Annotated in this window: 27 protein-coding genes; 17 read left to right on the forward strand and 10 right to left on the reverse strand. The window is 61.7% G+C overall.

The features are described 5' to 3' along the window. The first annotated feature begins 52 nt into the window (after positions 1-52). From C6W55_RS12290 to C6W55_RS12325, 8 genes are all read left to right on the forward strand, one after another. Positions 53-1,669, forward strand: coding sequence for an extracellular solute-binding protein (locus C6W55_RS12290; RefSeq protein ID WP_286892814.1), 1,617 nt, complete (start codon positions 53-55; stop codon positions 1,667-1,669). A gap of 95 nt (positions 1,670-1,764) precedes the next feature. Then, positions 1,765-2,658 carry a carbohydrate ABC transporter permease gene (locus C6W55_RS12295; RefSeq protein ID WP_286892816.1) on the forward strand — a complete coding sequence of 298 codons (894 nt, stop codon included), beginning with the start codon at positions 1,765-1,767 and terminating at the stop codon, positions 2,656-2,658. A gap of 2 nt (positions 2,659-2,660) precedes the next feature. Continuing rightward, entirely contained in the window at positions 2,661-3,488 is an 828-nt protein-coding gene (locus C6W55_RS12300) for a carbohydrate ABC transporter permease (RefSeq protein WP_286892817.1), read from the forward strand. 44 nt (positions 3,489-3,532) lie between these two features. Beyond that, positions 3,533-4,576, forward strand: a complete 1,044-nt coding sequence (locus C6W55_RS12305) for an NAD(P)-dependent alcohol dehydrogenase (RefSeq protein WP_286892818.1) — start codon at positions 3,533-3,535, stop codon at positions 4,574-4,576. Between the two features lie 96 nt (positions 4,577-4,672). Then, positions 4,673-5,407 (forward strand): PTS sugar transporter subunit IIBC family protein, encoded by a 735-nt coding sequence (locus tag C6W55_RS12310; protein WP_286892820.1) that lies wholly within the window; start codon positions 4,673-4,675, stop codon positions 5,405-5,407. Further along, positions 5,293-6,072: a PTS sugar transporter subunit IIBC family protein gene (locus C6W55_RS12315; RefSeq protein WP_286892822.1), complete on the forward strand. Its 780-nt coding sequence runs from the start codon at positions 5,293-5,295 to the stop codon at positions 6,070-6,072. Before C6W55_RS12310 ends, C6W55_RS12315 begins: the two co-directional genes overlap by 115 nt. 51 nt (positions 6,073-6,123) lie before the next feature. Then, positions 6,124-8,235, forward strand: a complete 2,112-nt coding sequence (locus tag C6W55_RS12320; protein ID WP_286892824.1) for a BglG family transcription antiterminator — start codon at positions 6,124-6,126, stop codon at positions 8,233-8,235. Between the two features lie 46 nt (positions 8,236-8,281). Further along, positions 8,282-9,277 carry a zinc-dependent alcohol dehydrogenase family protein gene (locus C6W55_RS12325; RefSeq protein WP_286892826.1) on the forward strand — a complete coding sequence of 332 codons (996 nt, stop codon included), beginning with the start codon at positions 8,282-8,284 and terminating at the stop codon, positions 9,275-9,277. A 56-nt stretch (positions 9,278-9,333) separates the two neighbouring features. Here the strand turns inward: C6W55_RS12325 and C6W55_RS12330 are convergent, their stop codons facing one another. Beyond that, entirely contained in the window at positions 9,334-10,224 is an 891-nt protein-coding gene (locus C6W55_RS12330; RefSeq protein ID WP_286892828.1) for a DUF6492 family protein, read from the reverse strand. Continuing rightward, entirely contained in the window at positions 10,205-11,542 is a 1,338-nt protein-coding gene (locus C6W55_RS12335; RefSeq protein ID WP_286892830.1) for a sugar phosphate nucleotidyltransferase, read from the reverse strand. Before C6W55_RS12335 ends, C6W55_RS12330 begins: the two co-directional genes overlap by 20 nt. Positions 11,543-11,716: 174 nt before the next feature. Here C6W55_RS12335 and C6W55_RS12340 point away from each other — a divergent pair, with 174 nt between their 5' ends. From C6W55_RS12340 to C6W55_RS12360, 5 genes are all read left to right on the forward strand, one after another. Beyond that, complete coding sequence (locus tag C6W55_RS12340; protein WP_286892832.1) at positions 11,717-13,054, forward strand: MFS transporter; 1,338 nt, start codon at positions 11,717-11,719, stop codon at positions 13,052-13,054. A gap of 167 nt (positions 13,055-13,221) precedes the next feature. Further along, positions 13,222-14,145: a transporter substrate-binding domain-containing protein gene (locus C6W55_RS12345; protein WP_286892834.1), complete on the forward strand. Its 924-nt coding sequence runs from the start codon at positions 13,222-13,224 to the stop codon at positions 14,143-14,145. A 98-nt stretch (positions 14,146-14,243) separates the two neighbouring features. Next, positions 14,244-14,528: an ABC transporter permease gene (locus tag C6W55_RS12350; protein WP_286892836.1), complete on the forward strand. Its 285-nt coding sequence runs from the start codon at positions 14,244-14,246 to the stop codon at positions 14,526-14,528. Next, positions 14,489-14,953 (forward strand): amino acid ABC transporter permease, encoded by a 465-nt coding sequence (locus C6W55_RS12355; protein WP_286892837.1) that lies wholly within the window; start codon positions 14,489-14,491, stop codon positions 14,951-14,953. The genes C6W55_RS12350 and C6W55_RS12355 overlap by 40 nt, the downstream gene beginning before the upstream one ends. Continuing rightward, positions 14,937-15,761: an amino acid ABC transporter ATP-binding protein gene (locus C6W55_RS12360; RefSeq protein WP_286892839.1), complete on the forward strand. Its 825-nt coding sequence runs from the start codon at positions 14,937-14,939 to the stop codon at positions 15,759-15,761. Before C6W55_RS12355 ends, C6W55_RS12360 begins: the two co-directional genes overlap by 17 nt. Positions 15,762-16,054: 293 nt before the next feature. Here the strand turns inward: C6W55_RS12360 and C6W55_RS12365 are convergent, their stop codons facing one another. The 5 genes from C6W55_RS12365 to C6W55_RS12385 all read right to left on the reverse strand — a co-directional run bounded on the left by C6W55_RS12365 (position 16,055) and on the right by C6W55_RS12385 (position 20,599). Beyond that, on the reverse strand, positions 16,055-17,014 hold the full coding sequence (locus C6W55_RS12365) for a cation diffusion facilitator family transporter (protein ID WP_286892840.1): 960 nt from the start codon (positions 17,012-17,014) through the stop codon (positions 16,055-16,057). Between the two features lie 110 nt (positions 17,015-17,124). Continuing rightward, on the reverse strand, positions 17,125-17,976 hold the full coding sequence (locus C6W55_RS12370) for a DMT family transporter (RefSeq protein WP_286892842.1): 852 nt from the start codon (positions 17,974-17,976) through the stop codon (positions 17,125-17,127). Continuing rightward, a complete protein-coding gene (gene hisD, locus C6W55_RS12375; RefSeq protein ID WP_286892845.1) occupies positions 17,973-19,295 on the reverse strand; it encodes a histidinol dehydrogenase in 1,323 nt (440 codons plus the stop codon). Before hisD ends, C6W55_RS12370 begins: the two co-directional genes overlap by 4 nt. A 281-nt stretch (positions 19,296-19,576) precedes the next feature. Further along, the gene (gene bshB2 / locus C6W55_RS12380) at positions 19,577-20,233 is read right to left on the reverse strand and encodes a bacillithiol biosynthesis deacetylase BshB2 (protein WP_286892846.1); all 657 of its coding nucleotides are present in this window, start codon (positions 20,231-20,233) and stop codon (positions 19,577-19,579) included. A gap of 21 nt (positions 20,234-20,254) precedes the next feature. Beyond that, positions 20,255-20,599, reverse strand: coding sequence for a YojF family protein (locus C6W55_RS12385; RefSeq protein ID WP_286892847.1), 345 nt, complete (start codon positions 20,597-20,599; stop codon positions 20,255-20,257). A 218-nt stretch (positions 20,600-20,817) separates the two neighbouring features. Between C6W55_RS12385 and C6W55_RS12390 the strand changes: the two genes are divergently transcribed. After that, the gene (locus tag C6W55_RS12390) at positions 20,818-21,489 is read left to right on the forward strand and encodes a YheC/YheD family protein (protein ID WP_213485792.1); all 672 of its coding nucleotides are present in this window, start codon (positions 20,818-20,820) and stop codon (positions 21,487-21,489) included. A 266-nt stretch (positions 21,490-21,755) separates the two neighbouring features. After that, positions 21,756-21,899 carry a sporulation histidine kinase inhibitor Sda gene (sda, locus tag C6W55_RS12395; RefSeq protein WP_015255576.1) on the forward strand — a complete coding sequence of 48 codons (144 nt, stop codon included), beginning with the start codon at positions 21,756-21,758 and terminating at the stop codon, positions 21,897-21,899. A gap of 13 nt (positions 21,900-21,912) precedes the next feature. Here the strand turns inward: sda and C6W55_RS12400 are convergent, their stop codons facing one another. Then, a complete protein-coding gene (locus C6W55_RS12400; RefSeq protein ID WP_286892850.1) occupies positions 21,913-22,155 on the reverse strand; it encodes a hypothetical protein in 243 nt (80 codons plus the stop codon). A gap of 33 nt (positions 22,156-22,188) precedes the next feature. After that, positions 22,189-23,187 carry an NAD(P)/FAD-dependent oxidoreductase gene (locus tag C6W55_RS12405; protein WP_286892851.1) on the reverse strand — a complete coding sequence of 333 codons (999 nt, stop codon included), beginning with the start codon at positions 23,185-23,187 and terminating at the stop codon, positions 22,189-22,191. Positions 23,188-23,512: 325 nt separating this feature from the next. On the opposite strand from C6W55_RS12405, the gene C6W55_RS12410 reads away from it, so the two are divergent. Continuing rightward, positions 23,513-24,706 (forward strand): NAD(P)/FAD-dependent oxidoreductase, encoded by a 1,194-nt coding sequence (locus tag C6W55_RS12410; protein ID WP_286892852.1) that lies wholly within the window; start codon positions 23,513-23,515, stop codon positions 24,704-24,706. After that, the gene (locus C6W55_RS12415; RefSeq protein ID WP_286892854.1) at positions 24,706-24,999 is read left to right on the forward strand and encodes a hypothetical protein; all 294 of its coding nucleotides are present in this window, start codon (positions 24,706-24,708) and stop codon (positions 24,997-24,999) included. Before C6W55_RS12410 ends, C6W55_RS12415 begins: the two co-directional genes overlap by 1 nt. An 81-nt stretch (positions 25,000-25,080) precedes the next feature. Here the strand turns inward: C6W55_RS12415 and hemQ are convergent, their stop codons facing one another. Continuing rightward, a complete protein-coding gene (gene hemQ / locus C6W55_RS12420; protein WP_286892856.1) occupies positions 25,081-25,827 on the reverse strand; it encodes a hydrogen peroxide-dependent heme synthase in 747 nt (248 codons plus the stop codon). Between the last annotated feature and the right edge of the window lie 187 nt (positions 25,828-26,014).

A 26,014-nucleotide genomic window follows, 5' to 3' on the forward strand; every position in this document is an offset into this window, starting at 1 on the left:
TCACAAACGCAGGCATCATCAGCCGGCGGAACGCGCATTCGGGGGGATACAGTTGAACAGATCATGGGTGACCAAGCTGATCGTGCTGGCAATTGCAAGCGTTCTCGTGCTGAGCGCTTGTTCATCCGGCGGGAACAAGCCGGGATCCGGATTGAATTCCGGCAGCTCTCAAAACGCGACAAATGTAAACGGTAACAATTCCGGAGACTCCGGTCAATCGGGCAATGCGGGCAATGCGGGCGGCCAGCCGTCCGGCGCGGCCGACAGCTCCGATCCGTTCGGCGGCTGGGTGGAAGGCTTGCCGAAGATCGAAGCTCCGGAAGGATTCGATTGGAAACAATTTGAAGGCGTCACGCTCAACGTCATCACCGAGAACACGCCGCCTTCCTCCGGGCTTGCCGCCAATATCGAAGTGTTCGAGCAGGCGACCGGCATCAAGGTCAACATCGAGCAGGTCAACCTGGACATCGTGGTGGAGAAGGCGGGCCTGGATTTCAACGCCCGCAACAGCAACTACCAAATCATCTATGCCGATCCGTACCAGATTCTGTCGAAGCAAGCCAAACATTTCGTCGACCTGAACACGCTGAACAACGATCCGACGCTGCCGTCCATTCCGGGAGGACTCGAGGACTTCATCCAGTCGCAGCTGCTGGTCGGCGGCTTCATGGGCGACAAGGAGCATCTGTACGCTCTGCCCTATGACAACCCGACGATGGTGCTCGCCTACCGCAAGGACGTCTTCGAGAAGTACAAGGATCTGTTCATGCAGGAGAAGGGCTACGACTGGACGCCGGGTCCGGACATGACGTGGGACCAATACTACGAAGTCGCGCTCTGGATCAACGAGAAAGCCAAGGCGGGCGTCATTTCGGAAGTCAAATACGGCACCGGCCACCAGGCGAAACAGCACGACTCGCTCATGAACGACTTCAGCAACGTGCTGGCCGCCTACGGCGGAGATTATTTCGAAGCGGAAAATCTCGGCGACATCGGCACGGAGAATCCCGGCAAATCGCTGCTCACATCGCCGGAAGCGATTGAAGCGGCCGAATTCTACAACGAGCTGCTCAAGATCGCGGCGCCGGGCAGCACGACCTGGGACTGGAACGGTCTGGCCGAAGCGTTCGCCGCCGGGGAAATCGCGATGATTCCGGAGTGGCACGAATTCGCAGGCATGTTCGAAAATCCGGAATTGTCGAAAGTGGCGGGCAAGGTCGGCTGGACGATCCTGCCGAAAGGCCCGAAAGGCCGCGGCAACATGTACGGCGGCACGAGCATCGGCATCAACAAATATGCGAGCGACGAAGAGATCAAGGCGGCATGGCTCTTCCTGATCTGGGCGACGGCGCCGCAGACGCAATACATGATTCTCGACGCCGGCTTTACGCCCACGCGCTACTCCGTCTATCAATTGCCGTACATCCAGAAGGCGATGAACGATCCGGAATCGCAGGAAGCCAAGGAATGGCCGCTTGCCTCCTCGCTGATCGCCGCGCAGGAAGCGTGGAAGGAAGGCAATGTTTACATGCGCCCGAAAATTCCGATGTGGCCGCAGATCGACACGATCATTTACACCGAGCTTTCGAAGATGCTGGCCGGCCGTCAATCGCCGGCGGACACGATGAAAGAAATCGCAAAACAAAGCGACAGGCTGACCGGCAACTGACGGACAAGGACAAAGCGGGTTTGCCGATGGTGCGGCATGCCCGCTTTCATGCCTTCTTTCCCGTCGGCTGGAATGAATCGGCAAGGAGGCTTACCATGCAACAGGCTGCAAGCCGGCCGCTCATGCGAAAACCAAAGCGGAATCGCACGGAATTCTGGATGCTGCTGCCATCGATTGTCGTGCTGGCGGCGATCAGCATTTTCCCGTTCTTCTTCATGGTCTATGCGAGCTTCATGGACTATTCGCTGGATATGGACCGCCCCCGCTTCGCCGGATTCGGCAATTGGGCGGACACGCTTACGGACACGGCGTTCTGGCAGTCGTGGGGCCGGACGCTCGTCTATGCCGGCGGCGGCCTGCTCGCCCAGCTCGTGCTCGGCTGCGCGATCGCGCTGCTGCTGTACCATATCCCCAGGTTCCGAAACCTGTTCTCGACCCTGTTCATGCTGCCGCTCTTCGTGGCGCCGATCGTCACCGGTCTCTTGTGGCGGTTTCTGCTCGATCCGACCTACGGGCTGTACCATTGGGTTCTGAACACGTTCGGCCTGGACATCCAGGTGCTGGGCGACCCGTCCTACGCGATGTTCGCCGTCATTATGATGGACGTCTGGGAATGGACGCCGCTCATTACGATCATCGTGCTGGCCGGACTCCAGACCGTGCCGGAAGAACCGCTGGAAGCCGCCGATGTGGACGGCGCGAATTCCTGGCAGAAGATCCGCTATATCCTGCTGCCGATGGTCCGGCGGATGATCGTGGTGGCGCTGCTCGTCCGCTCGATGGACATTCTGCGCTACGTCGATACGATCGTCATCACGACCGAAGGCGGTCCGGCCGATGCGACGAAGACGATCGGCTATTACCTGATGCAGGTGGCGTTCCGCTTCCAGGACATCGGCGGGGCGGCTTCCGTCGGCCTGACGATGCTGCTGGCCAGCATCCTGATGGGGCGGTTCTTCATTAAAGTCTTGAGAAGCGAGGAAGCCTGAAGATGCAACACAGACAGAAGCTGCTGCACGCCGTGCTTTATGCGCTGATGACGCTCAGTCTCCTGTGGGCGCTTGTCCCGATTCTTCACATGATCCTGTCTTCGATGAAGACGCAGGTAAATATGTTCGAAATGCCGCCCAGACTTTTCTTCACGCCGACGTTCGACGTGTATGAAGAAATGTTCTTCGGCAGAGGGGATTTCCCGCAGTTTCTGCGGAACAGTCTTGTCGTGTCGGTGGTGACCACCGCCTTGTGCCTGCTGCTCGGCGTCATGGGAGGGTTTGGCCTCGCGCGCGGCAATTTCAGGTGGGAGAAGGACGTCTCGTTCTGGGTGATCAGCACGCGGATGGCGCCGATTCCGGCCGTCATTCTGCCGCTGTACCTGATCTTCTCCAAACTGAATCTGATCGGCACGACGACGGGGCTGGTGCTGGCCTACACGACCTTCAACCTGCCGTTCGCGCTGTGGATGATGTCCACATTCTTCAAGGACGTGCCGCCCGATCTGGAGGAGGCGGCGATGATCGACGGCTGCGGCAAGTTCCGCGCCTTCTGGCGCGTCGTCGTGCCCACCGCGGCGCCCGGCATCGTCGCCACCGCCGTGCTCTGCCTCATGTTCTCGTGGAACGATTATCTGTTCGCTTCGATCTTCACCGGCCGCGGCACGCAGACCGTCCCGATCGCCGCGTCGCTGCTCGTCTCGCAGTCCGGCATCAAATGGGGCCAGGCGATGGCGACCGGCACCGTCATCATCATGCCGATGCTGATCTGCGGGCTGCTTGTGCGAAAATATATGGTCCGCGGTCTTTCCATGGGCGCCGTGAAGTGATTGAATGGAATCAGGGACAAATGACGATGGGAGGAGACTGATCCATGCAGGGGAAAATGAAAGCAGCGGTACTGACCAAGCCGGGACACATCGAAATTCAGGAGCTGGACATTCCGACGCCCGGTCCGGACGAGGCGCTCGTCCGGGTGCGGGCCGTCGGACTGTGCGGTTCCGACGTCCACTATTATGAGCACGGCAAAATCGGTCCTTACGTCGTGACGAAGCCGATCATTCTCGGGCACGAGGCGGCCGGCGAAGTCGTCGCCGTGGGCAGCGAAGTGCGTCATCTGAAGGCGGGGCAGCGGGTGACGATCGAGCCGGGCGTTACCTGCGGCCGGTGTGAATATTGCAAGTCGGGCCGGTACAACCTGTGCCCGGACGTCCGCTTCCTGGCGACGCCGCCGTATGACGGCGCATTCTGCGAGTATATCGCGATCCGCGCGGATTTCCTGTATCCGATTCCGGATTCGATGTCTTACGAGAAAGCGGCGCTGATCGAACCGCTCTCCGTCGGGCTGCATGCGGTCAGCCGCGGCGGACTGAAGACCGGGGAGACGGTGGTCATCATGGGGATGGGACCCATCGGCATGATGACGCTGCTCGCCGCCAAGGCGGCCGGCGCGGGCCGGGTCATCGGCGTCGACCTCGAACGTTTCCGGCTGGAGCGGGCGCTGCAGATGGGCGCCGACGGCGTCGTCAATCTGCGCGAAGAAGACGGCATGGAAGCGATTCTCCGTCTGACCGGCGGACGGAAGGCGGATCTGGCGATCGAGACCGCCGGCAACGGCAAGGCGGCCCAGGCATCGCTGCAAGCGGTGCGCCGCGGCGGCAGAGTCGTGCTCGTCGGACTGCCGCAGGAGGAAGCGACGCCGCTCAACATTCCGTATATCGTCGACAACGAGATCGATATCCGCGGCGTCTTCCGCTACCATAACACGTATCCGACGGGTGTGGCCGTCATGTCGGCGGAGAACCTGAATCTGGATCCGGTCATTACGGACCGCATGACGCTCGACGAGACGCCGAAGGCGTTCGAGAAAGCGATCAAGGAGAAGCACAGCACGCTGAAAATCGTCATCGAGCCGTAGGCTGCGGCGGTGGAAGCTGCTTGCGGCGGTCCGACCGGCAAACAACGCATCGTCTTCCGGCAGGCGGTGATGACGTTCAAGAGACGGTGACCCATCATGTACAAGCTCGGCAGACTGCTCAGCGCCATCGTATCCCAGAATATCGTCATCATCATCGCGATCGGATTGATCCGGGCGATCTTCGGCGTGTACGGCTGGTTTCCCAACGACAACGTCAATCTCCTGGTCGGACCGCTCCTGAACTGGCTTGTGCCCGTGCTGTTCGGCTATACGGGCGGACATTTGCTGGGCGGCAAACGGGGCGGTACCGTGGCGGCCATCGTCATCTTCGGACTGGCGCTGGCCAGCAACGTCTCGATGATTTTCATTGCGATGCTGATCGGGCCGGTCATCGGCTGGGCGGTGAACCGGATCGAACGCGTGCTGGAGCATCGGCTGCCGTCGGGCTATGAACTCCTCACCGCCAACTTCATTTTTGCCGTGCTTGCCGGGGGGCTCGCCGTCACTTGTTTCCTCTATGTCGGCCAGTTCCTCTCCGGCGTCATCCTGAAGTTGAACGGATTGATTCTGCAGGTCGCCTATTCCGGGTGGCTGCCGGCCACCGCCGCCGTCATCGAACCGGCCAAGGTGCTGTTCCTGAACAACGTCATGAGTTACGGCATTCTCGGGCCGATCGGCATTTCCCAGATCAAGGATTTCCCGGTCCGGCGAGCGGCATGCTGCTGGCTTACATCATCCGGCTGCGGGGGCAGGTGCGGCGCAACGCGGCTTCTTCGCTTGCCATCCATACGCTGGGCGGCATTCATGAAGTTTATTTTCCGTATGTGCTGATGAAGCCGCAGCTGCTCATCGCGCTCATTCTCGGCAATATGTCCGGCATCTGGATCTTCCAATACTGGAACGCCGGACTGGTGTCCATTCCGTCGCCGGCCAGTCTGTTCCTCGTGATCGGCCTTGCGCCGCCCGGCGATATTTTCTGTGTGATGCTGGGGATTGCCGTCTCCGCGGTGGTATCGCTGGCGGTGTCGCTTGTCGTCATCGGTTCGGCGGACGATTTGAAGGAGCGGAATGTAAGCAGCAAAGAACATGAGCTGATCCGGCGGCTTGAGCATGTCGGGCAGTGGGGAGAAGTCAGCCCGGTGCTGCGCAATCCGCTGGCGGCACAGCCGCCGGAGAAGCCGGCGCCGGACATCGGCGAAGAAGGCGGGACGTTCACCGTCTGCTTCGCCTGCGACGCCGGACTCGGTTCGAGCGCCATGGGGGCCGCCATTCTGCGCAAGAAATTGCGTGCGCTTCCATTCGGCGAACGGGTGACGGTCGTGCACGCTTCGCTAGACCAGATTCCGGACAACGCGGACCTCATTGTGACGCATCACTATCTGCTGGGCCGGGCGAAGCAGAGCGCTCCCGGCCGGGAATACATGTCAATCGGCAATTACACCGACCCTGCCGCCTACGAGACGATTCTGCAGAAAATCCGCTCGATCACGAAGTGACGGGCCCGGAACGGTGCGCTGCGCGAATGAACCGGAAGCGGAGGTGGGGACATGATGAACATCAAGCTGACGATGCGACAGGTGCAGATATTGCGTTATTTTCTGGAACACGATGATTTCAACAGTCTTGAGCCCCTGGCAGACCGGTTGGGCGTCAGTCTGCGCACGCTTCAGCGCGAGCTCGCCGAGCTGGAACTGTATCTCGCCCGATTCGGCATCCGGTTCCGGAAGAAATTCGGCCGCGGCATGAAACTGCAAGGCGATGAAGCCGCGCTTGCCGAGCTGGCCGGGCAGCTGCGCCGCCAGGATAATGCCGCGCCGGACTACACGGCGGAAGAACGGCAGGCCGTCATCAAGCACATGCTGCTCTCCGGCAAGGAACCGGTCAAGCTGTATGCGCTCGGCAAGGCGCTCCATGTCGCGGAATCGACGGTCAGCTACGACCTTCAGAAGATTGAACCGTGGCTTGCGAAATACGGCATCCGGCTGCATCGCAGGCCGGGCCTGGGCGTCTACATCGAAGGCACGGAGAAACAGATCCGCGCCGCCCTCGCCGACCTGCTGTACGAGAACGTCACCCAGGAGCAATTGATGACGCTGATCTACGGCCGCGAGAGCGCCGCCCGGGAGAAACTGCGGGATGAAATTCGCAGCCGGCTGCTGAACTTTATCGATCCGGCCTGGCTGCTGAAGATCGAGCAGGTCATCCAGCAGATGGAGCAGAAGCGCGGCTATCCGATGGCGGACAACGCCTATGTCGGTTTCGTCGTGCATCTGGCGCTGGCCGCGCAGCGGCTGAAGAACCGGGAAGAGATTACGATTGAACGGGAAATTCTGGAGAGGCTCAAGGCAACGCCGGAGTTCGGTCTCGCCTCCGAACTGGCAGACCAGCTCAGCGAGAAGCTGGAGCTTGCGTTTCCCGAGAGCGAGATCGGCTACATCACCATGCACCTTCTCGGCGCGCGCTCGAACAATGTGATGAGCAGCGATTACGATTATTCCGTGCTCGAAGATTACACGAAGCGCATGATCTCCGTCATGGAGCAGGAACTCCGGCTGGAACTCGGCAGCGACGACCGGCTGGCGGACAATCTGACGACGCATTTGCGGTCGGCGGTCAAACGGATCGAGCTCGGCATGCCGGTGCGCAATCCGCTGCTCCAGCATGTGAAGACGGAGTATCCGGATATTTTCGAGGCGACCCGGAAGGCGTCGCGTTGTCTGGAACAGGCGCTCGGCAAACCGGTGCCGGAAGAAGAGATCGGTTATCTGGCGATGCATTTCGGCACGGCGATTCTGAACCGGCAGGAGACCGGCAGGGAGAAGTACCGGGTGCTGCTCGTCTGTTCCAGCGGAATCGGCACTTCGCAGCTCTTGCAGGCGCAGATCAAGCTGAAGCTTCCGTCGCTGCACGTGGTGGACACCGTCTCGCTCATGCAGCTCGACGATTGGCTGCGCGACCATCCGCCGGTCGATCTTGTGCTGACGACGCTGCCGATTCAGATGGAGCATGTTGACGCGTTCACTGTCAGCCCGTTCCTCACGGACGATGAAATCGCCCGGATTCAGGAGCGGCTGGAACAGATCAGAACGCAGAAGCAAGGAGCCCATAAGCCGGCGTTGGATCGGGCGAGCGTCGCCAGGACGGTGGACCAGGTGGAGCGGTACGGCAAAGCGTTGGCCGGGTTGATCCGCAATCTCGAAGTCGTCGACCGGTTTGAAGCCGATGACAAGCAGCATCTGATCGACCGGATCATCGCGTATGCGGGGGAGAACTTCTCCGTCTCCGACCCGGACCTCCTGAAGCGCGACCTGGAGAACCGCGAGCGGCTCGGGCCGCTGCTGATGGAGCCGGAACGGCTGGCGATGCTGCATTGCCGGAGCGAAGGCATTGACGAGATGGCGATCTGCCTGTTCCGCCTCGGGCGCGAAGTGAACTGGGACATCGAAGGCCGCCGGGCACCCGTGCGGACAGTGCTGACGATGCTCGGCCCGCTGCACGGTCCGAAGGAAAACTTCGAACTTGCCAGCGAGATCAGCATGTCGCTCATCGAGGAGCCGTTCATCCGCAGTCTGACGCACGGCAGTCCGGGCGAAGCGAAGGAAGCGATGCAATTCGTGCTGAAGAAAGGGTATGTCCGGCTGATCGGCCAACAGCTGTGAACCGGCCGAGGCAGCCTGTCCAAACTCGGAGAACGGGAGGATGATCATGAAGGCGCTCGTCATTGAAAAACCGAACCATGCCGTCATCAAAGAAGTGCCGTATCCCGAGCCCGGCCCCGGCGAACTTACGGTGAAGGTGGAGCGGGTCGGCATCTGCGGCACCGATTTCCATATCTTTGCCGGCACGTTCCTGTCCCCGTACCCGCTCATTCCCGGCCATGAATTTTCCGGTGTCGTCGACAAGGTGGGCGAAGGGGTCGAGGGCTTTGTTCCCGGCGACCGGGTGACGGCCGATCCGACCCTGCTGTGCGGCGAATGCGAATATTGCCTGACCCGCCGCGGCAACCAATGCCTGAAATGGGGAGCGCTGGGCGACACGACCGACGGCGCCATGGCTGAATATGTGAAGCTTCCCGCCCGGAACGCGGTGAAAATTCCCGATACGATGAGTTTTGCGGAGGCGGCGTTCGTCGAACCGGTGGCTTGCGTCGTGCACGGCATGAACCGGCTCGATCTGAAGATGGGCGATCGGGTCATCCTGTTCGGCGCCGGCGCCATGGGCTTGCAGCTCGTGCAGGCGATCGCCGCGGCCGGCGCTTCCGAGCTCGTCGTCGTCGACGTATCCCCGAACAAGCTGCAGCTCGCGCTGGGGCTGGGCGCGACGCGGGGCGTGCTCAGCGGGGAGCTGAAGCCGGAAGACTTCCCGCGCGGGTTCGACGCCGTCGTCGACGCCACCGGTGTACCGGCCGTCATCGAGCGGGCGCTGGGCTTCCTGGGGCCGGCGGGCAAGTTCCTGCAGTTCGGCGTGGCGCCGCAGAACGCGGAAATCCGCATCAATCCGTTCAAACTGTACCACAAGGACTGGACGCTCATCGGCTCCATGGCGATCAATCATACGTTCCTGCCCGCGTTCCGCTGGGTGAAGGAGAAGCGGATCAAGCTGGAGCCGCTCGTCTCGAAAGTGATCACGCTCGAGGAAACGCCGGATTTTCTGGCCAGACCGAAGGATCCCGATCTGCTCAAAGTGCAGATTCAAATCTGACCGCATGGAAAAAGCAGCCTGCGCGGTTCGCACATGCGTGCCGCACGGGCTGCTTCTCATTTGGATGCGCGCCGCCTGCGGGACTTGAGCGGGCGTTTTTTCCGCGCGATTCGGCGCTGCCCCCGGGAGTAGACGCCGCGCTTGTGGAACGAGAGCGAGCGGTAATTCCGCGCATACCGTCGCCTCTCGGCCGGCGTGAGGGAGGAGGCGCCGCGGCGGAGATGCAGGTTGCGGGCGGGGAGCAGTTTGACGGCGGACGGATTTTCGCCGTACACCATGTTGCCGTACGTCTCGTACTCGGAGAATCCGAAGTTGCGCGTCCGGTCGATGCTGTCGATGATCGCCCGGTACCACGGCTTGCCGTGCCGCGCTTCGAGCATGGCTTTGAACCGGTAGAGCTTGTGCCGGTCGAACAGCATGTAGTGCGCGACGAACGACACTTTCGCTTTCCGGCGGCGTCCCGTCAGCCTGCGGTACGTCCGGAAATATTCGGGCTGGCTCCAGCGCCGGTAATAGAAGACGGTCTTGCCGCCGATCCGGAACCGGTGCGGACGGATCAGCACCGTGTCGGCGTCCATGACGAGGAAATGCCGCCGGCGGACGAGACGGTCGCCGCTCAGCTTGAGCAGCTGCTGATAGAGCCATCCGGACCGCTCCCACCGCTTCGACCGGTAGCGGATCCGGCTTTTCGGCAGCGGCTCGATCAGCCGCTCGTTCACGAAGACGCACCCTTTGCGCGCGCAGATTGCGCGGATCCGCGGGCTGTCCGGCGATACGACATAGATCGTGCCGATCGGATGCCGGACCATGCTCCGGATACTGTCGATCGTGTGCGGCAGCGTGCCGGCATCTTTGTCGACGGCCGGAATGAGCACGTCGATCGGTTCGCCTGAACCCGAAATATGGACAAGGCCGGCAGTCATAAGCTCACCCCGGTTCGTTCGCATCGTCTTGCTCCAGCATATGCGCCGGCCCGCCGTTGTGCACTTCGATCAGCTCCATGCCGGAATCGGTTTGGAGGGCATAGCGTTCGCCGCGCGCCAGGAGGACCGTTTCCCCCCGGCGGAGCGGCTTGAGGCTCCCGTCCAGCCGCAGCAGCGTCCCTTCGCCCGACAGCACCGTGATCAGGGTATCGCCGCCGGGTTCTTCCGGCATCTGCCGGACCGCGCCCGGGGTCAAGGACGCCAGCGCGATCGTCCGCCCGCCGCTGTCCGGGGCGTCCGCATGGATGACGCGCCGGACGCCCCAGGCGTATTCGCCGTACATCGGGCGTCCGGCATGCGGGGGAAGGTCCCGCACCCGGCTGCTCTGCGACTTGCCCAAGACGAGGATGCCGTCCGGACCGGCGGCCGCGATGATGCCGCTTACGCCGATGACATGGATCGGGATATGCAGTTCGTTGACGATGTGCGAGCCGCGCGCATCGCCGATGATCGCGCCCGGACCGACGACGGCCGTCCCGAGATGGTCGGTCAGGGAAGCCCAGCTGCCGAGATCGCGCCACAGGCCGTCGTGCCGGAGGACGATCGCCTCCGGCTCGCGTTCGGCGATCTCCCGGTCGAAGCAGTCCGCTTCCCGCCGTCCGTACAGCTCCTGCAGGCTGCCGTAGTCGGCGGGCAGTCCCCGTTCCGCCATCGAGGCGAGCAGGTACTTCAGCCGGAACGCGAACACGCCGCAGTTCCAGAGCGCGCCGTCCCGAATCAGCTTCTCCGCATCCGACGCGGCGGGTTTCTCGGCGAATCGCCTCACGGCGGCATGGCCGCCGGACGGCAAAGCGCCCTCCGGCACGATGTAGCCGAACTGATCGGACGGATGCGAGGGAACGGTGCCGATCAGGGCGAGCTTCGCCCCCGTCTGCTCCAGCGCGTCGGGAAGCCGGGCGATCGTCCGGAAGAACGTTTCGTCCACGAGCGGATCGGCAGGCATGACGCAGACGATCTCGTCCGGGTCCGCGGACAGCACCGAATGGAGATAGGCAGCGGCAAGCGCCGCCGCCATGTAGGTGCCGCGCCGCCCGGGCTCGGGAATGACCAGCCCGCTTCCGCCGATCCGGCGCCGCAGCAGGGCCGTCTGGTCGCGGCGGATGACGAACAGGGCGGACGACAGCATGCCCGCTTCTTCCAATTGCCGGCACAGCCGCCGGATCATCGATTCCCGTCCCCCTCCGGGGGCGGGCAGCAGGTCGAGAAACAGCTTCGAGCGGATATCGTTTGAAAGCGGCCGCAGCCGGGTGCCGGAACCGCCGCACAACAGGACAAGTCGCATCCTCGCATGCCTCCCGGATCCATTCGTTCGAGCGTCTCGACTATCCTATGTGGTTCGGGGCGCGATGTCCGGGCGGAAGCAGCCTCTTTTTTGCATCGGCGGCGCCAAGGATTGACCCCCGGCGGGTGATGGTGGATAATGGCGTTATGTGACTTGCGGAGGGAGATGCAGAGGATGGATTGGCGCAGAGTATCGGTGCTGGCCGGCATTGTCATGGCCATGCTCGTCTCGGCGATGGATACGACGATCATCAACACGACGATGCCGACGATTGCGGAAGAACTGGGACAGTTCCATCTGTACGCGTGGACTTTCGCTTCCTATATGATCTTCACGACGGTGCTGGCGCCGATCGCCGGCCGGCTTTCCGACATGTACGGGAGGAAAAAGGTGCTGCTGGCGGGGCTCGTCCTGTTCCTGCTCGGATCACTGCTGTGCGGCGCCGCGCAGTCGATGGTGCAGCTTGTTCTTTTCCGCGCCGTCCAGGGCATCGGGGCGGGCATCATGAACCCGTTCCCGGCGATCATCGCGGGGGATCTGTTCTCCGTCGAGAAGCGGGGACGCATCCAGGCGCTGTTCACGGCGATGTGGGGGCTGTCGGGGGTCATTGCGCCGCTGCTCGGCTCGCTGTTCGTCGAGTATTGGACATGGCGGTGGATTTTCTTCGTCAACATTCCGATCTGCATCGTATCGATTCTGCTGCTGCTGCCTTATCGCGAGGTGTACCAGCCGCGGCCGGCCGCCATCGACTACGCCGGCACGGTGCTGTTCACGGCCGGGGTCAGTCTGCTCCTCATGACGACGGTTGTGGAAAGCGGAATTGCACTGTACGCCGCGGGCGGACTCGCGCTGCTCGCGCTGTTCGTGCAGTGGGAACGCCGCCACGCGTCGCCGCTGCTGCCGCTCAATCTGTTCCGCAACCGCCAGGTGACCTGGATCAATGTGAACGGATTTCTGGCGAACGCGGCGCTGTTCGGCGCAAGCACTTATCTTCCGTATTATCTGCAGGACCAGGGCTGGTCCATCTTCATGAGCGGCGTCGCCATGCTCGGCATGACCGGCGGCTGGATGATCGCTTCGGTGCCGGCGGGCCGCTGGATTCTGAACTACGGCTACCGGCCGCTCATCGTGCTCGGCAATCTGCTGCAGGTTGTTTCGGCGGCCATGTTCCTGCTGCTCGGCACGTTCAACGATTTCTGGTTCGTACTTATCCTGTCGTTCCCGCTCGGAATTGCGTTCGGCATGCTGTCGACCGTGTCGATCATCGGGGTGCAGCAGCTGGTGGCGCCCGACCAGAAGGGCGTCTCGACGTCGCTGCAGATGTTCGCGCGGAACATCGGCACGACGTTCGGCGTCACGCTGATGGGCGCGATGCTCGCGAAGGCGCCGGAGGTGGCGGAAGGATTCCGCTGGATGTTCCTGTACGGCACCGCCGGCAGTCTCGTGTCGCTGGCCACCGCGTTCCTGATCCGCGGCAGCCGGCCGGCGCGGGAAGCGAACGCCGGCGCATGAATCAAGGGCCGTCTCGACTGCATTGGGCCGGGCGGTCCTTCTTTGCGTGCACCGGGCACGGGCGTCATTTTTGGTTGAAAGTCCCGAATTTTATCGCAGCACAACGACATTTTTTTTCGATCGACTGCTTGCCATGATCCGTTGATTGGAATATAAGGAATATTTGGTTGTTGCGTTTGCGGGATCAGATCACAATAATACAAAGTAGCATATGGGAAAAGGGAGAGGAAATCTATGAAAAAACAGCCGCCATCCTGCTCGCGGCCCTGCTTGCGGTTGCGGTCATCGGCTGCAGCTCAGGCAACAACAAGGACCAGGCAAGCTCGGGCGTGAAGGTCATCGAAATTCCGCTCACGGAAGAAGAATACGCCTTCGGAGTGGACAAGAATCAACCGGAGCTCCTGGAGCAAGTCAATCAATTCATCGCCAAGATCAAGGAAGACGGAACGCTCGATGAGATCCTGAACCGTTATTTCGGCGACGGGGAACCTCAGCCGGTCACCTCAGCGGAACTGGACACCGGCAAGGATCAACTGGTCGTTGCGACCAACGCGGCTTTTGAGCCGTTCGAGTATATGAAGGGCGACAAATACTACGGCGTCGACATGGAGATCGCCGCGCTGCTCGCCGAGCATCTGGGCAAAGAACTGGTCATCAGCAACATGGACTTCGACGCCGTGGTGCTGTCTGTGGGCCAGGGCAAAGCGGACATCGGCATGGCGGGTCTTACGGTCAATGAGGAGCGCAAGCAATACGTGGAGTTCTCGGAGAAATACTATGACGCTGCGCAGTTGGTCATCGTGAAAGCTTCCGATACCCGGTTCGACGACAGCAAGACGGCCGCCGATGTGGAAGCGGTACTGGCCGGACTGACGAAGGAGAACAAGGTCGGGTTCCAGACCGGCACGACGGCACAGTTCTATGTGGAAGGCGACGAAGATTGGGGATTCCCGGGACTCAATGTGACCGGTGTCGGCTACCGCAATGGTTCGCTGGCCGTTCAGGATATGCTCAACGGCAATGTTGAACTGGTCATCATCGACGAGGCGCCGGCGAAGTTCATTGCCGCCGCGATCAACGAATTGCAGTAAAGACAGGCGGATGCAGACGCTGGCATCCAGGCAAAGCTTGAACAGATTCGATGATACTCCGCCGGAGGGCGGAGTATCTCCGCGTTTGGGAGCGTGTCATGGGAAATTTTGACAAGAAGCTGGAGCGGTTCTGGGAGGTCTTCATCGAGCATGGCGGATACGTCAAGGTGCTTACCGGACTGCAAAATACGGTCTACATCGCGGTCGCGGGCCTGGCCATCGGTATCCTGATCGGTACGCTCATCGCCATCATCCGGGTATCGCCCAAAAACAACGGATTGCTGAAAACCCTGAACAGCCTGTGCGTTTCTATGTCGGATTGTTCAGAGGAACGCCGATCGTCGTGCAGCTGCTCGTCGCCTACTATGTCATGTTGCCGATGATTGGCGTCAACATCCCCGCACTACAGGTGTGCGTGCTCGTCTTCGGGCTGAACAGCGCCGCTTATGTGTCGGAGATCATGCGCAGCGGCATCCTGTCCGTCGATCCCGGCCAGATGGAGGCGGGCCGGGCCCTCGGTCTGAACTACCGCGTCACCATGCTGAAGATCGTCATTCCGCAAGCCGTGAAGAACATCGTGCCGACGCTCGGCAACGAATTCATTTCGCTGATCAAGGAAACCTCCGTCGTCAGCTTCGTCGGCGAGGCCGATCTGTATGTGGCCTTCAACTATATCGGCTCGAACAATTACGAATTCATGGTGCCTTATCTCGTCATGGCCTTGATCTACATTGCCCTGGTTGCCGTCGCTGCGCTGATCATCAGGCAATTGGAAAGGAGCCTGAGAAAAAGTGATAGACGTCATTGATCTGAAGAAGACCTACGGCAAGCTGGACGTGCTGAAGGGGATTACGACCTCGATCAAGCCGGGCGAGAAGATCGCGATTATCGGACCGTCCGGAAGCGGCAAGAGCACCTTCCTCCGCTGCCTGAACCGGATGGAAGAACCGACGAGCGGCTTGATCATCTTCAACGGTCAGGGTATTACCGACCGGAAGGCGGATATCGACGCCCACCGCCGCCAGATGGGCATGGTGTTCCAGCACTTCAACCTGTTCAACAACAAAACCGTGCTCGACAATATCATGCTGGCGCCGGTCTATCTGGGCTTGCGCGATCTTCGCAGGCTGAAGTGGCGGAACCGGCTCATCAAGCTGCGCAATCTGTTTCGCAGCGAGAAGCAGCCGCTCCATCCGATCAACACGAGCAAGGCGCGGATCAAGGCCGAGGCGCGGGAGACGGCCCTGCGGCTCTTGAAACGCATCGGCCTGGAGGACAAGGCGCATGTGTATCCGTCCACCCTGTCCGGCGGGCAGAAGCAGAGAATCGCGATCGTCCGCGCGCTGGCGATGAATCCGAAGGTGATGCTGTTCGACGAGCCGACTTCGGCGCTCGATCCGGAGATGGTCGGCGAGGTGCTGGATCTGATCCGGCAGCTGGCCGACGAGGGCATGACCATGGTGATCGTCACCCACGAGATGGGATTCGCCCGGGAAGTGGCGACCCGGGTGTTGTTCATGGACGGGGGGAGCATCGTGGAGGACGACGCGCCGGAACGCATTTTCACGAATCCGCAGCATCCGCGGACGCAGGAGTTCTTGTCCAAGGTGTTGTAAGAAGCGAAAAAGTACGGTTCGCCTGGTTGAGGCGGGCCGTACTTTTTTGTGAGTCTGGCATGGGGCGGGGTTGTAACGCGGTATGCACATTACAGTGTGCGGCGAGCGGCTCCGTGCGAGTCTGTAGCGTGGTATCCACGTTACAGCGTGCGATGAGCCGCCCCGAGCGGTGCCGTAGCGTGGTATCCACGTTACAGCGCGGGACGAGTGGCTCCGAGCGGTGTCGTAGCGTGGTATCCACGTTACAGCGTGGAGCGAGCGGCTCCGGGCGGGTCTGTAACGCGGTATCCGTGTTACGTCGTCTCTGCGAGTTCTTTTTCCCGGGGCTTCCGGTCCTCGAGGAACTGCCTGCCGTATTCGCCGTGCGGATGGATCTGCGCGTGTTCGGTCTGGATGGTGGCGTGCATGATTTTGTATTTTTCCTTCAGCATTTCGTTGATCGCGAGGATGACGCAGAACGGCTGGATGTCGGCCCGAATGAAGACGTGGGCGGTCAGGATGTTGTGATCGGTCGAAATTGCCCAGAAATGCATCTCGTGCACGTCCAGCACGCCTTCCACCTTCGCAATGTCCTTCCGGATCTCCTCCAGCTCATACCCCTCAGGCACCGATTCCATCAGCACGCGGAACGACTGCCGGATGATCCGCGCCCCGCCGCCGAAAATGATTCCGCCGATGATGATGCTGATGATCGGGTCGAACAGATGCCAGCCCGTAAAGTAAATGAGCACCGCCGACACGATGACGCCGATCGAGCTGAGCAGGTCGCCGATGAAATGCCAGAGCGCGCTCCTGATATTCAGGTTGTTCTCTTCCTTCATGCTGCGGCTGAGGACGGTCGTCAATACGATGTTGACGACGAGGCCGATGACGGCAATCGTCAGCATGATGCCGTAGTCGATCTCGGGACGCGTCACGAACCGGCGCGCGCCTTCGATGAAGATGCCGACGGAGATGGCGCACAGCGCGAGGCCGTTCAGCAGCGCGGCGATCGTCTCGAACCGCAGGTAGCCGTAGGTGTACCTGGAGTTCGGCTTGCGCGACGCCAGCTGCACCGCCAGCAGGCTGAGTCCCAGGGCGGCGACGTCGGAGATCATGTGGGCGGAGTCGGACAAGAGCGCCAGCGATTTCGAGATGATGCCGCCGATCACTTCGACGATCGTGAAGAACAGGGTGAGACCGAGCACAATCCACAAGGTTCGCCGGGATACCGCCTGTTCCTTGATGTGCGCGAGATGATGGAAATCGCCCATATGGCTGCCTCCTTCGGCGCACGGCCTGTTCATGCGCCCGATAATGTACATTTAGTATATGCCCGGCTTGCCGGTTGCGCAATGAATCGGGACGTCGGATGACGAAACGGTCACCCCGCGATGCCGAGGATGATGACGCCGGCCGTGATGAGGCAGGAGGCCAGCAACCGCCGCGCGCCGCCCTTCTCCTTCAGCACGGAGATTCCCAGCGCCGCGCCGAAGACGGTGCCGATCTCGCGCATCGGCGCGAGTACCGCGACGGGCGCGAGGGAGAGGGCGAACAGGAACAGCAGGTAGCCCGACGGCATCAGCGCCCCGCCGAGCAGCATCGTCCACTTGTGCTGCCGCACTTCCGCCTTGACGCGGCCGGACCGGAGGACGGCCGGCAGCAGCACGAGCGCGTTGCCGATGTTCGTCACTTCGATCAGGACGACGGGCGTGACGTGGTTCAGCGCGATTTTGTCCACGACGATGTAGGCGGAAATAGCGAGGCCAACCGCGAGCGCGAGCAGCAGCGCCTTGCGCGATCGGGCCATGGCGCCGGGACGTGGCGAGGCTTCGCTGAGCAGCGCGATGCCGGCGATGATCGCCAGAACGCCGAGCCATCCCCGCAGCGTCAGCGGCTCGCCCAGCAGCAGGACGCCGGCGAGCGGCACGAGCAGCGGGCTGGTGCCGCGCATGATCGGATAGACCTGCGACAGATCACCCGCTTCATAGGCGGCGGCCAGCAAATGCATGTACAGGCCGTGCAGCAGCACCGACAGCAGCAGGAAAAACCAGCCGGACGCCGTCAGCTCCGTCCGGGCCAGATCGTGCCAGGTCCACGGCAGGTAGAGCAGCGCGGAAACGGACTGCGCGGCCCACAGGAATGTCTTCTTGTCGCCGCTGCGCTTCGTGAGAAGGTTCCAGACCGCGTGCAGGAACCCCGAGGCGACCACGAGCAGGACGGCGGCCGCGCTCACGGGCGGAGACCTTCCCGCCGCAGCCGGACGTCCGCCGCCGCCTGATGGGCGGGCAGCCCTTCGCAGCGCGCGAATTCGCGGATTACCGGAGCGATGCTGCGCAGCGCGTTTTCGCTCAAGCGGCCGACGGTGGACACTTTCATCATGTCCCGCACGGTCACGCCCGAGTAGGCGCGCGCGAAGCGGTTCGTCGGCAGGACGGCGGTGATGCCGATGCCGTAGTTGGCGGCGGAGAAGGGCGTGTCTTTCCCGAGCAAAATCTCGCCCGCGTGCCGGATCCGCTCCAGCGCCAGCCGTTCCGTCTCCGGTTCGCATACGATCATCAAATGCTCAGGCGCGTAATCGTTGATGAACGCGCAGGCTTCGCCCAAGTCGGAGGCGACGACGATCGCGCCGCGCCCTTTGGCGCCGAAGACGGTCTCGAGATAGCCGCGCCGAGGCTCGTCCGCTTCGGCGAGGCACAACCGGAGTGCCGCGGCGGTCTGCGTAGCCAGCGCGGCAGAGGTCGTCACGAGCACCGACGACGAGTCGGGCCCGTGTTCGGCCTCGTTCGCCAGGTCGCGGGCGAGACGCATCGGGTCCGCCGATTCGTCCGCCAGCACGACCGAGTCCGACGGGCCAAGTCCGGGCGCGCTCCGCTTGCCCCGCATCATCGCGGCAAGCATGGCAGCGCCGATGCCGCCTGGTCCCGGTCCGAAGACGCCGTCGGTCTCGGGAATCGACGCCGTGCCGCAGGCAAACGCCGCGATGACGGCAACGCCGTTGCCGACGACGATCCGGTCCGCGCCCGCCAGTTTCGCCGCGGCGGCGGTCGCCGGATCGGCGAGCTCGTCCGGTCCCGGCGGCATGCCGACGACGACGGTCCCGACGCCGGCCGCCCGGGCGGCGCCGACGAGCATGATCGCCGTCGAGAGCAGCGGGCCCTTGCGCGACGGAATCCAGATACCGACCGCATCCAGCGGGCCGATCCGCTCGCCGATCGTCGTGCCGGGCCGGATCTCGATTTCCCGGGCGGCGGGCAGCAGGGCGAGATTGACTTCGCGCACATGGCGGATGGCCGTGTCCACGGTTTCCCTGAGTGAAAGGGATAAGGTCGAAATACAGCGGTCGATATATTCGTCATCGAGCATCAACCGCTCTGGTGCGACGCCGTCGAACTTCAGCGTCGCATCGATCACCGAGGCGTCTCCCCGTGCTTCGACATCGTCGAATAGATCGAGCACGCCGTCCAATATCTTCCGGTCGAACAACTTGCGGCGCGCGGCGAGATGCGCTTTCAGTCGCTCCTTCTCCTCCGGCCGGCGATAAATGAGGCCCATGATACCGGCTTCCTGCTCCAATGTCAAAACCTCCGTCTCCCATGGAAAATAGAAAAGCCGACCCAGGTACGGGCTATACCTGACCGGCTCAATCGCTCATGCGGCCCGCAGGTATAACGCCGAAAGGCGTTTGCCCCGCGGAGCGCTCTCCGCAAGAGTCAAACGCCTGATCGATGGTGATGGATGCGGGCCTTTTCGGATTTGGAACACCAAACCGCCATCATCGCCGATAACCGCCTTCCGAATCGGTTGGCCGTAAAGCATGAATTCCGCCGCAGGCCTCAATCGAAGCGATAAGTCCAGAATCGCTCGGTTCCGAACCGCTCTTCCAGTTCGCGGGTGATCCGCTTGCCGCCGTCCGATATGCCGGGCACGTAAAATTGGGAGCGGTGCGCCCGGATCGAATCGAACTTCTGCTTCAGGTACGGCCGGACGTCGCGGTAGACGTCGGGCTTGCCGAGATCCCGCTCGCAGCCGTGCGAGAAGGCGATGCAATGCACGACCGGCCGTTCGCCCCGAGGCATCCGTCCGATCACGCGGACGACGGCCGCGCCGCACGCGTCGTGGTCCGGATGGACGCTGTAGCCCGGATAGAAGGTGATGACCAGTTCGGGCTTCACATCGCGCACCACCGCACCGATCCGCTCGTCGAGCAGGTCGGGATCTTCGAATTCGATCGTCTTGTCCATGAAACCGAGCAGCCTGAGGTCCCGGATGCCGATGGCCCGGCAGGACGCTTCCAGCTCCCGCCGGCGGAACTCGGGCAGCGTCACGCGATTCGCGAACGGCGGAAAGCCCATGTTCCGGCCCATCTCGCCGAGGGTCAGGCAGGCGTAGGCGACTTCGGCGCCGGAGGCGGCGTACATGGCCAGCGTCCCGGATACGCCGAACGATTCGTCGTCGGGATGCGGGAAAACGGCAAGAACGCGTTTTTCCATGGCTTGAGCACCTCTCCCCTCTCAGAACGGGCTCGGAGCCAACTGCAGGGCGACGGCCAGCTTGCCTTCGCCGTTGTGGCCGGCCAGCAGGAGCCGCTCCGTCTCCGATTCCTCGTAGTGTGTCAGCCCCTCGCAATAGACCCATCCGTGCGCCATCTTCAGTCCGACGCGGTACGGGCCGCTGCCGGATATCGTTCCCCGTTCGTAGCGGATGACGGCGTTCTTGACGAACGCCGATGACGGATGCCTGCTGCTGTCGTGGTGGGCTGCGTATGCGCCGGTCGTCGACTCGAGGTGAAGATAGAGATCGCGCCCTTTCAAAGCCTCGAGCCGGGCCTGAACCGTTTCGGCGTCGATTGGTATCATGTCGGCACCTCCCTGCGTGAAGACCGTCTGCCCGGCCGAACCGGCGGAACCGGCGGCACCGGGGCAGCCGTCAAGTCATGGTACTGACAGGGTACCACTCCGCGAGGCTTGAAATCAACGACATCCGCACATTTTGGACGAGGCGGGGTGTTTATCCAGGAGGGAGTTGTCTTCCCGGCATATGATGCAGCAGTACAAGTGGAAGGGGAGCGATGCCGATGCAAGCGGGTACCGGCAGGACGCTGGCGAACAAGTGGGCAAAGACGGCTGCGCTCAAATCGCATCCGGGAATCGCTCCGCATATTCCGCACACGCGGCTGTTCACCGAAGCCAATCTGCGCCGGATGCTGGCGCAATACGGGAGCGTTGTCGTCAAGCCGCAGCGCGGCACCGGCGGACTCGGCGTCGCCAAGATTGCGCGCAGCGGACGCGGATATACCGTCACGGTCGGCGCGTCGAAACGCACGTACCGCTCGTTCGCGGGGCTGCTTCGGGCGCTGCGTCGGCTCAGGCGCGGGCGCCGCTACCTGATCCAGCGCTGCATCCCGCTCGCGACGATCGGCGGACGGCCGATCGATTACCGGGTGAAGATCGTGAAGGAGGGCGGCGCGTGGAAAATCCGGGCGATCGTCGGCCGGCTGGCGCGCAAGGGGCTGTTCGTCACGAACCTGTGCCGCGGCGGCACGCAGCTGCCGGCTTCCGTCGGCATCAGCCGCTCGCTGTCGCCTCGGCTGGCGGCCGTCAAGAAACGGCAGATGCGTTCGCTCACGTACACGGCGACGGCCGTGCTGGAACAGCGGTATCCCGGAATCGGCCAGCTCGGATTCGACTACGGTCTGGACCGCTCGGGGAAAATCTGGATTTTCGAAGTGAACACGCGGCCGCATTGATCTTGCCAGATATTTAATGAGGTTAATAGGATTTGCTAATCTGGAAATCAATATGCATCAAACTTTTTTATAGGGCAGACGCAAATCACATGCTGTGTATAACTCTATCCACAACATCCCCATAGCAACGGCGCATTTTTCGACGTCTGCCCACAAGAAACGCACAATTCATACACAGTCCGCTGTGGATATCCGGATCGCTTGTTCCGCTGGAAATGGACATGCTAAGATGAGGGTGACACAAGCATTGAAAGGATGACCCGAGCATGAACAAGCTTCCGGACGAATTGCTGCTCGAAGCATATTATACGGCGGTTGAACAGAAACTGGATCCCGCGTTCATCCGCATGCTCGCAGCGGAACTGTCCCGGCGCAAGCTGAAGCCTGTTTCCGTCCGGATGGGAGCGTAATAGATCCGGGCGTTCACGGCCGCAGGACAATCGTGACTTCGCCATCGGTTCCGCAGGATGCGCAGTGAACCGCGTGAATACAGATCATGTCTTCGATCGAGCCGCGCATGCGCCTTTCTTCGTGCCCGGGCTCGTACGGCGCGTACGGCCCGAGCGCGTCGAAAGCACGCCCGGCGTCTTCGGCGGCGCGGCCGCAGCGGGGACAGTCGAAGACGAGCGGCACGAGACCGTTGCACACGGGACAGATCGGCGGCATGGCCATCACCCCGTCACATAGGATGTCCAGCCGTCACAATTTCATATTGCTGCTGTGGCCCGGAGACAGCTTGGCGTTTGGATCGATGTATACTTTCGCGTTGTTGATGGCGGTCGGCGCTTCCCCGAACCCGACGGCGATCAGCTTCAGCTTGCCGGGGTAGGTGACGATGTCGCCCGCGGCGAAAATGCCCGGAATGGACGTCTCCATGCGCGAGTCGACGACGATGGAGCCGGAATCGATCTTGAGCCCCCATTCCTCGATCGGGCCGAGCGAAGAGACGAAGCCGAAGCTGACGATGACCGCGTCGACCTCATGCTCCGTCGTTTCGCCGGAGCGGACATGCTTCAAGGTTACGCGTTCGATCCGCCCGTCGCCGGACAGGGCCGCGATCTCGGCCGGGGTGATGATGTTCACGCTCGACGCCTTCAGCTTTTCGACGCTGTGCTCGTGGGCCCGGAATTTGTCCCGGCGATGCACCAGCGTGACGGAAGCCGCGATCGGCTCGAGCATGAGCGCCCAGTCGACGGCGGAGTCGCCGCCGCCGCTGATCAGGACGCGCTTGTCCCGGAATTTCTCCATGTCATTGACAAAATAATGCAAGTTGACGCCCTCGTATGCTTCCGCTCCCGTCAGTTCCAGCTTCCGGGGTTCGAATGCGCCGACGCCGGCGGTGATGATGACGGCGCGCGCGTGGTGCACGGTGCGATCGGTCGTCACTTCGAACAGCCGTTCCTCGATTTTTCGCACGTTCAGCACTTTTTCTTCGAGACAGATCTCCGGCTTGAACAGATCGAGCTGCTCACGGAGACGGTCGACAAGTTCCTGCGCCTTCACGCGCGGAAAGCCCGCCACGTCAAAGATTTCTTTCTCCGGGTAGAGCGCGGAGAGCTGGCCGCCGAGCTGCGGCATGCTTTCGATGATTTTCACGGACGCCTGCCGCATGCCGCCGTAGAATGCGGCGAACATGCCGACGGGACCGCCGCCGACGATGACGATGTCGGTCAGATTGGGATGGGTTTGCTGGGACATCACACGGCACCTCCAGGCAGATTGGATAATCTCGACATCTGCGCGGTTATTTTTACATTATACCTGTTCCCGCGTCCTTCGTCTGTCGTTTTTGTACGGAGTTCTAAAAGAATTCGTAGGTTTTGCTCTTGAACTTTTTCTGAAAACTGCTATCATTTTCAATGTATGTTACGGGTATTGTGTCCGATATCTGTTCGAGCGCATACATGAGGGCGTTTGAATTGACGCAAGCTAGGCATGAAACCCTTGATGGCCGGTCTTGTTTGTGTAATTTTTCACAATATCCCGGTAATGATCAACGACCAAGAATGGAAGGGAGCCCAACATGAGCAGCATTCCGAAGATCGTCATTCTCGGCGCCGGGTACGGGGGCGTCATGACGGCGCTTCGTCTGCAGAAGCAACTCAATTACAACGAAGCGGACGTGACGCTCGTCAACAAGCATGACTACCATTATATTACCACCCACCTGCACATGCCGGCCGCAGGAACGGACAGTCCGGAGAATGCACGCGTCAGCATTTCGAAACTGATCGACGAGTTCAAGATCGATTTCGTGAAGTCGACGGTCGTGCAGATCCGGCCGCAGGACCGCAAGGTCATCCTGGAGGACGGCACGTTGTCTTACGACTACCTCGTGATCGGCGTCGGCGGGGAGCCGGAGACGTTCGGCATTCCGGGTCTGAAGGAGTACGCGCTGAACATCCGGAGCATCAACTCCGTCCGCCTGATCCGCGAACATATCGAGTATCAGTTCGCGAAGTACAAACGCGAGCCGCACCGCACCGACTATCTGACGTTCATCGTCGGCGGCGCGGGCTTCACCGGCATCGAGTTCGTCGGCGAGCTGGCCGACCGCATCCCGCAGCTCTGCCGTGAATTCGACGTTGATCCGCAGCTCGTGAAGCTGATCAACATCGAAGCGGCGCCGACCGCGCTGCCGGGCTTCGATCCGGAACTTGTCGAATACGCGGTGGACGTGCTGCGGAAGAAAGGCGTCACGTTCCGCATCGGAACGCCGATCAAGGAATGCAAGCCGGACGGTGTCATCGTCGGCGAAGGCGAGGAGATCAAGGCGCAGACGGTCATCTGGACCGGCGGCATCCGCGGCAACCGGCTGATCGAGGAAGCCGGCTTCGAGACGATGCGAGGCCGCGTGAAGGTCGACGAATATCTGCGTGCGCCGGGGCATGACAATGTTTACGTCGTCGGCGACAACTCGCTGGTGTTCAACGAAGAAGGCCGCCCGTACCCGCCGACGGCGCAGATCGCCATGCAGCAAGGCGTGGCCGTGGCGCACAACCTGGTCGCTTCCATCCGCAACCAGGCGCTGAAGAAGTTCGAGTACAAGCACAAGGGCACGGTCGCTTCGCTGGGCAAAGGTGAAGCCATCGGCATCGCCTTCGGCAAGAAGTACAAAGGCTGGACGGCAGCCCAGCTCAAGAAGCTCATCGACCTGCGCTATCTGTTCATCATCGGCGGCATTCCGCTCGTGCTGCGCAAAGGGAAATTCTTCTGATGCGGCACTGCAGCGTACAAGTGCGGGGACTGCTGACGCGGGACGAGCTCGACCGCTACAACGCGCTCATGGAAGTCGGCTCTTACCTGGAATCGCAGGGACGATACGACCTGGCTTATACGGTGCAACGAGAAGTGGATCTGCTGATTCAGCCCGCGATCGAGCGGTTGAAGGCGAAAAGCCGCGAGCGCGACCGGATGACGGCAGAATATCTGGCGGCGAAAAAAGCCGAAGCGGAAGGCGCGGCAGCCAACGGGACGGCGGACGCCGGAACGAAAGAAGACGACGAGTGATGCTATCGGAATGCTGCGCCATCGGGAACGAAACAAGGCCGGTCAGGATGCGAATCCTGTCCGGCCTTTTGCTGCGTCCATTTACACGTTCAACAGTTCGCCGAGCTTGTCCGACGTCAACAGATTGCCGACGTAGAAGTCGCCGAATTCGCCGAACCGCGCGCTTACCTCGTCGAAACGCATTTCGTAGACCAGCTTCTTGAACTGGATCGGGTCGTCGGCGAACAGCGTGACGCCCCACTCCCACAAGTCGAAGCCGACCGAACCGGTGATGATCTGCCGGACCTTGCCGGCGTATTTGCGGCCGGTCATGCCATGGGAGCGCATCATTTCGCGCCGCTCGTCGATCGGGAGCATGTACCAGTTGTCGCTGCCCTGCCGGCGTTTGTTCATCGGGTAGAAGCAGATGTGCCGGGTTTTCGGCAGAATCGGTTTGAGCCGGGCGACGATCTCCGGGTTCTGCATCGGATCGGATCCCGGCTGCGCCATATAGTTGCTCAGCTCGACGACGCTGACATAGGAGTACGCGGGAAGCGTATAGTCGGCGAATGCCGATTTGTTGAACGCCGTCTCCAATTCCTGCAGTTCGTCCAGCGTCTCGCGCAGATGCATGAACAGAATGTCGGCTTTCTGGCCGACGATCGCGTAGACGGCCGTGCTGCCGGTTTTCGCGGCTTCGACCGATGCCCATTCTTCCATCATGCGGCGCAGTTCGCCTGCTGCCTGTTCCCGCTCGGCCGCGTCGGCCTGCTTCCATGCCGACCAGTCGATGGTGCGGAAATCGTGCAGCGCGAACCAGCCTTCAAGCGTTTGAGCCGCTTCGCTCATGGAAACCCTCCTTCAGGTTCTGTCGTTCGTGGAACCTGCACTTGTCGCCCTCATTGTACCCGAACGGCGGGACGCGGGGCAAATGACGGTCTTGTGACAAAGCCGCTCCGAAATTGACTCGTGCGGGCACTTCCACTAAACTACTCTAGAGAAACGGAATGCGCCAAGGAAGGAGCTTGCTTCCGAC

The sequence above is a fragment of the Thermobacillus sp. genome (assembly GCF_003390775.1).
Taxonomy (GTDB): domain Bacteria; phylum Bacillota; class Bacilli; order Paenibacillales; family Paenibacillaceae; genus Thermobacillus; species Thermobacillus xylanilyticus.

Excerpts from the sequence above, each read along its gene's own strand:
- C6W55_RS12295 (WP_286892816.1), top strand. The coding sequence starts at position 1,765 with ATGCAACAGGCTGCAAGCCGGCCGCTCATGCGAAAACCAAAGCGGAAT.
- C6W55_RS12300 (WP_286892817.1), top strand. The coding sequence starts at position 2,661 with ATGCAACACAGACAGAAGCTGCTGCACGCCGTGCTTTATGCGCTGATG.
- C6W55_RS12305 (WP_286892818.1), top strand. The coding sequence starts at position 3,533 with ATGCAGGGGAAAATGAAAGCAGCGGTACTGACCAAGCCGGGACACATC.
- C6W55_RS12310 (WP_286892820.1), top strand. The coding sequence starts at position 4,673 with ATGTACAAGCTCGGCAGACTGCTCAGCGCCATCGTATCCCAGAATATC.
- C6W55_RS12315 (WP_286892822.1), top strand. The coding sequence starts at position 5,293 with ATGCTGCTGGCTTACATCATCCGGCTGCGGGGGCAGGTGCGGCGCAAC.
- C6W55_RS12320 (WP_286892824.1), top strand. The coding sequence starts at position 6,124 with ATGATGAACATCAAGCTGACGATGCGACAGGTGCAGATATTGCGTTAT.
- C6W55_RS12325 (WP_286892826.1), top strand. The coding sequence starts at position 8,282 with ATGAAGGCGCTCGTCATTGAAAAACCGAACCATGCCGTCATCAAAGAA.
- C6W55_RS12330 (WP_286892828.1), bottom strand. The coding sequence starts at position 10,224 with ATGCGAACGAACCGGGGTGAGCTTATGACTGCCGGCCTTGTCCATATT.
- C6W55_RS12335 (WP_286892830.1), bottom strand. The coding sequence starts at position 11,542 with ATGCGACTTGTCCTGTTGTGCGGCGGTTCCGGCACCCGGCTGCGGCCG.
- C6W55_RS12340 (WP_286892832.1), top strand. The coding sequence starts at position 11,717 with ATGGATTGGCGCAGAGTATCGGTGCTGGCCGGCATTGTCATGGCCATG.
- C6W55_RS12350 (WP_286892836.1), top strand. The coding sequence starts at position 14,244 with ATGGGAAATTTTGACAAGAAGCTGGAGCGGTTCTGGGAGGTCTTCATC.
- C6W55_RS12365 (WP_286892840.1), bottom strand. The coding sequence starts at position 17,014 with ATGGGCGATTTCCATCATCTCGCGCACATCAAGGAACAGGCGGTATCC.
- hisD (WP_286892845.1), bottom strand. The coding sequence starts at position 19,295 with ATGGGCCTCATTTATCGCCGGCCGGAGGAGAAGGAGCGACTGAAAGCG.
- bshB2 (WP_286892846.1), bottom strand. The coding sequence starts at position 20,233 with ATGGAAAAACGCGTTCTTGCCGTTTTCCCGCATCCCGACGACGAATCG.
- C6W55_RS12385 (WP_286892847.1), bottom strand. The coding sequence starts at position 20,599 with ATGATACCAATCGACGCCGAAACGGTTCAGGCCCGGCTCGAGGCTTTG.
- C6W55_RS12390 (WP_213485792.1), top strand. The coding sequence starts at position 20,818 with ATGCAAGCGGGTACCGGCAGGACGCTGGCGAACAAGTGGGCAAAGACG.
- sda (WP_015255576.1), top strand. The coding sequence starts at position 21,756 with ATGAACAAGCTTCCGGACGAATTGCTGCTCGAAGCATATTATACGGCG.
- C6W55_RS12400 (WP_286892850.1), bottom strand. The coding sequence starts at position 22,155 with ATGCCGCCGATCTGTCCCGTGTGCAACGGTCTCGTGCCGCTCGTCTTC.
- C6W55_RS12405 (WP_286892851.1), bottom strand. The coding sequence starts at position 23,187 with ATGTCCCAGCAAACCCATCCCAATCTGACCGACATCGTCATCGTCGGC.
- C6W55_RS12410 (WP_286892852.1), top strand. The coding sequence starts at position 23,513 with ATGAGCAGCATTCCGAAGATCGTCATTCTCGGCGCCGGGTACGGGGGC.
- C6W55_RS12415 (WP_286892854.1), top strand. The coding sequence starts at position 24,706 with ATGCGGCACTGCAGCGTACAAGTGCGGGGACTGCTGACGCGGGACGAG.
- hemQ (WP_286892856.1), bottom strand. The coding sequence starts at position 25,827 with ATGAGCGAAGCGGCTCAAACGCTTGAAGGCTGGTTCGCGCTGCACGAT.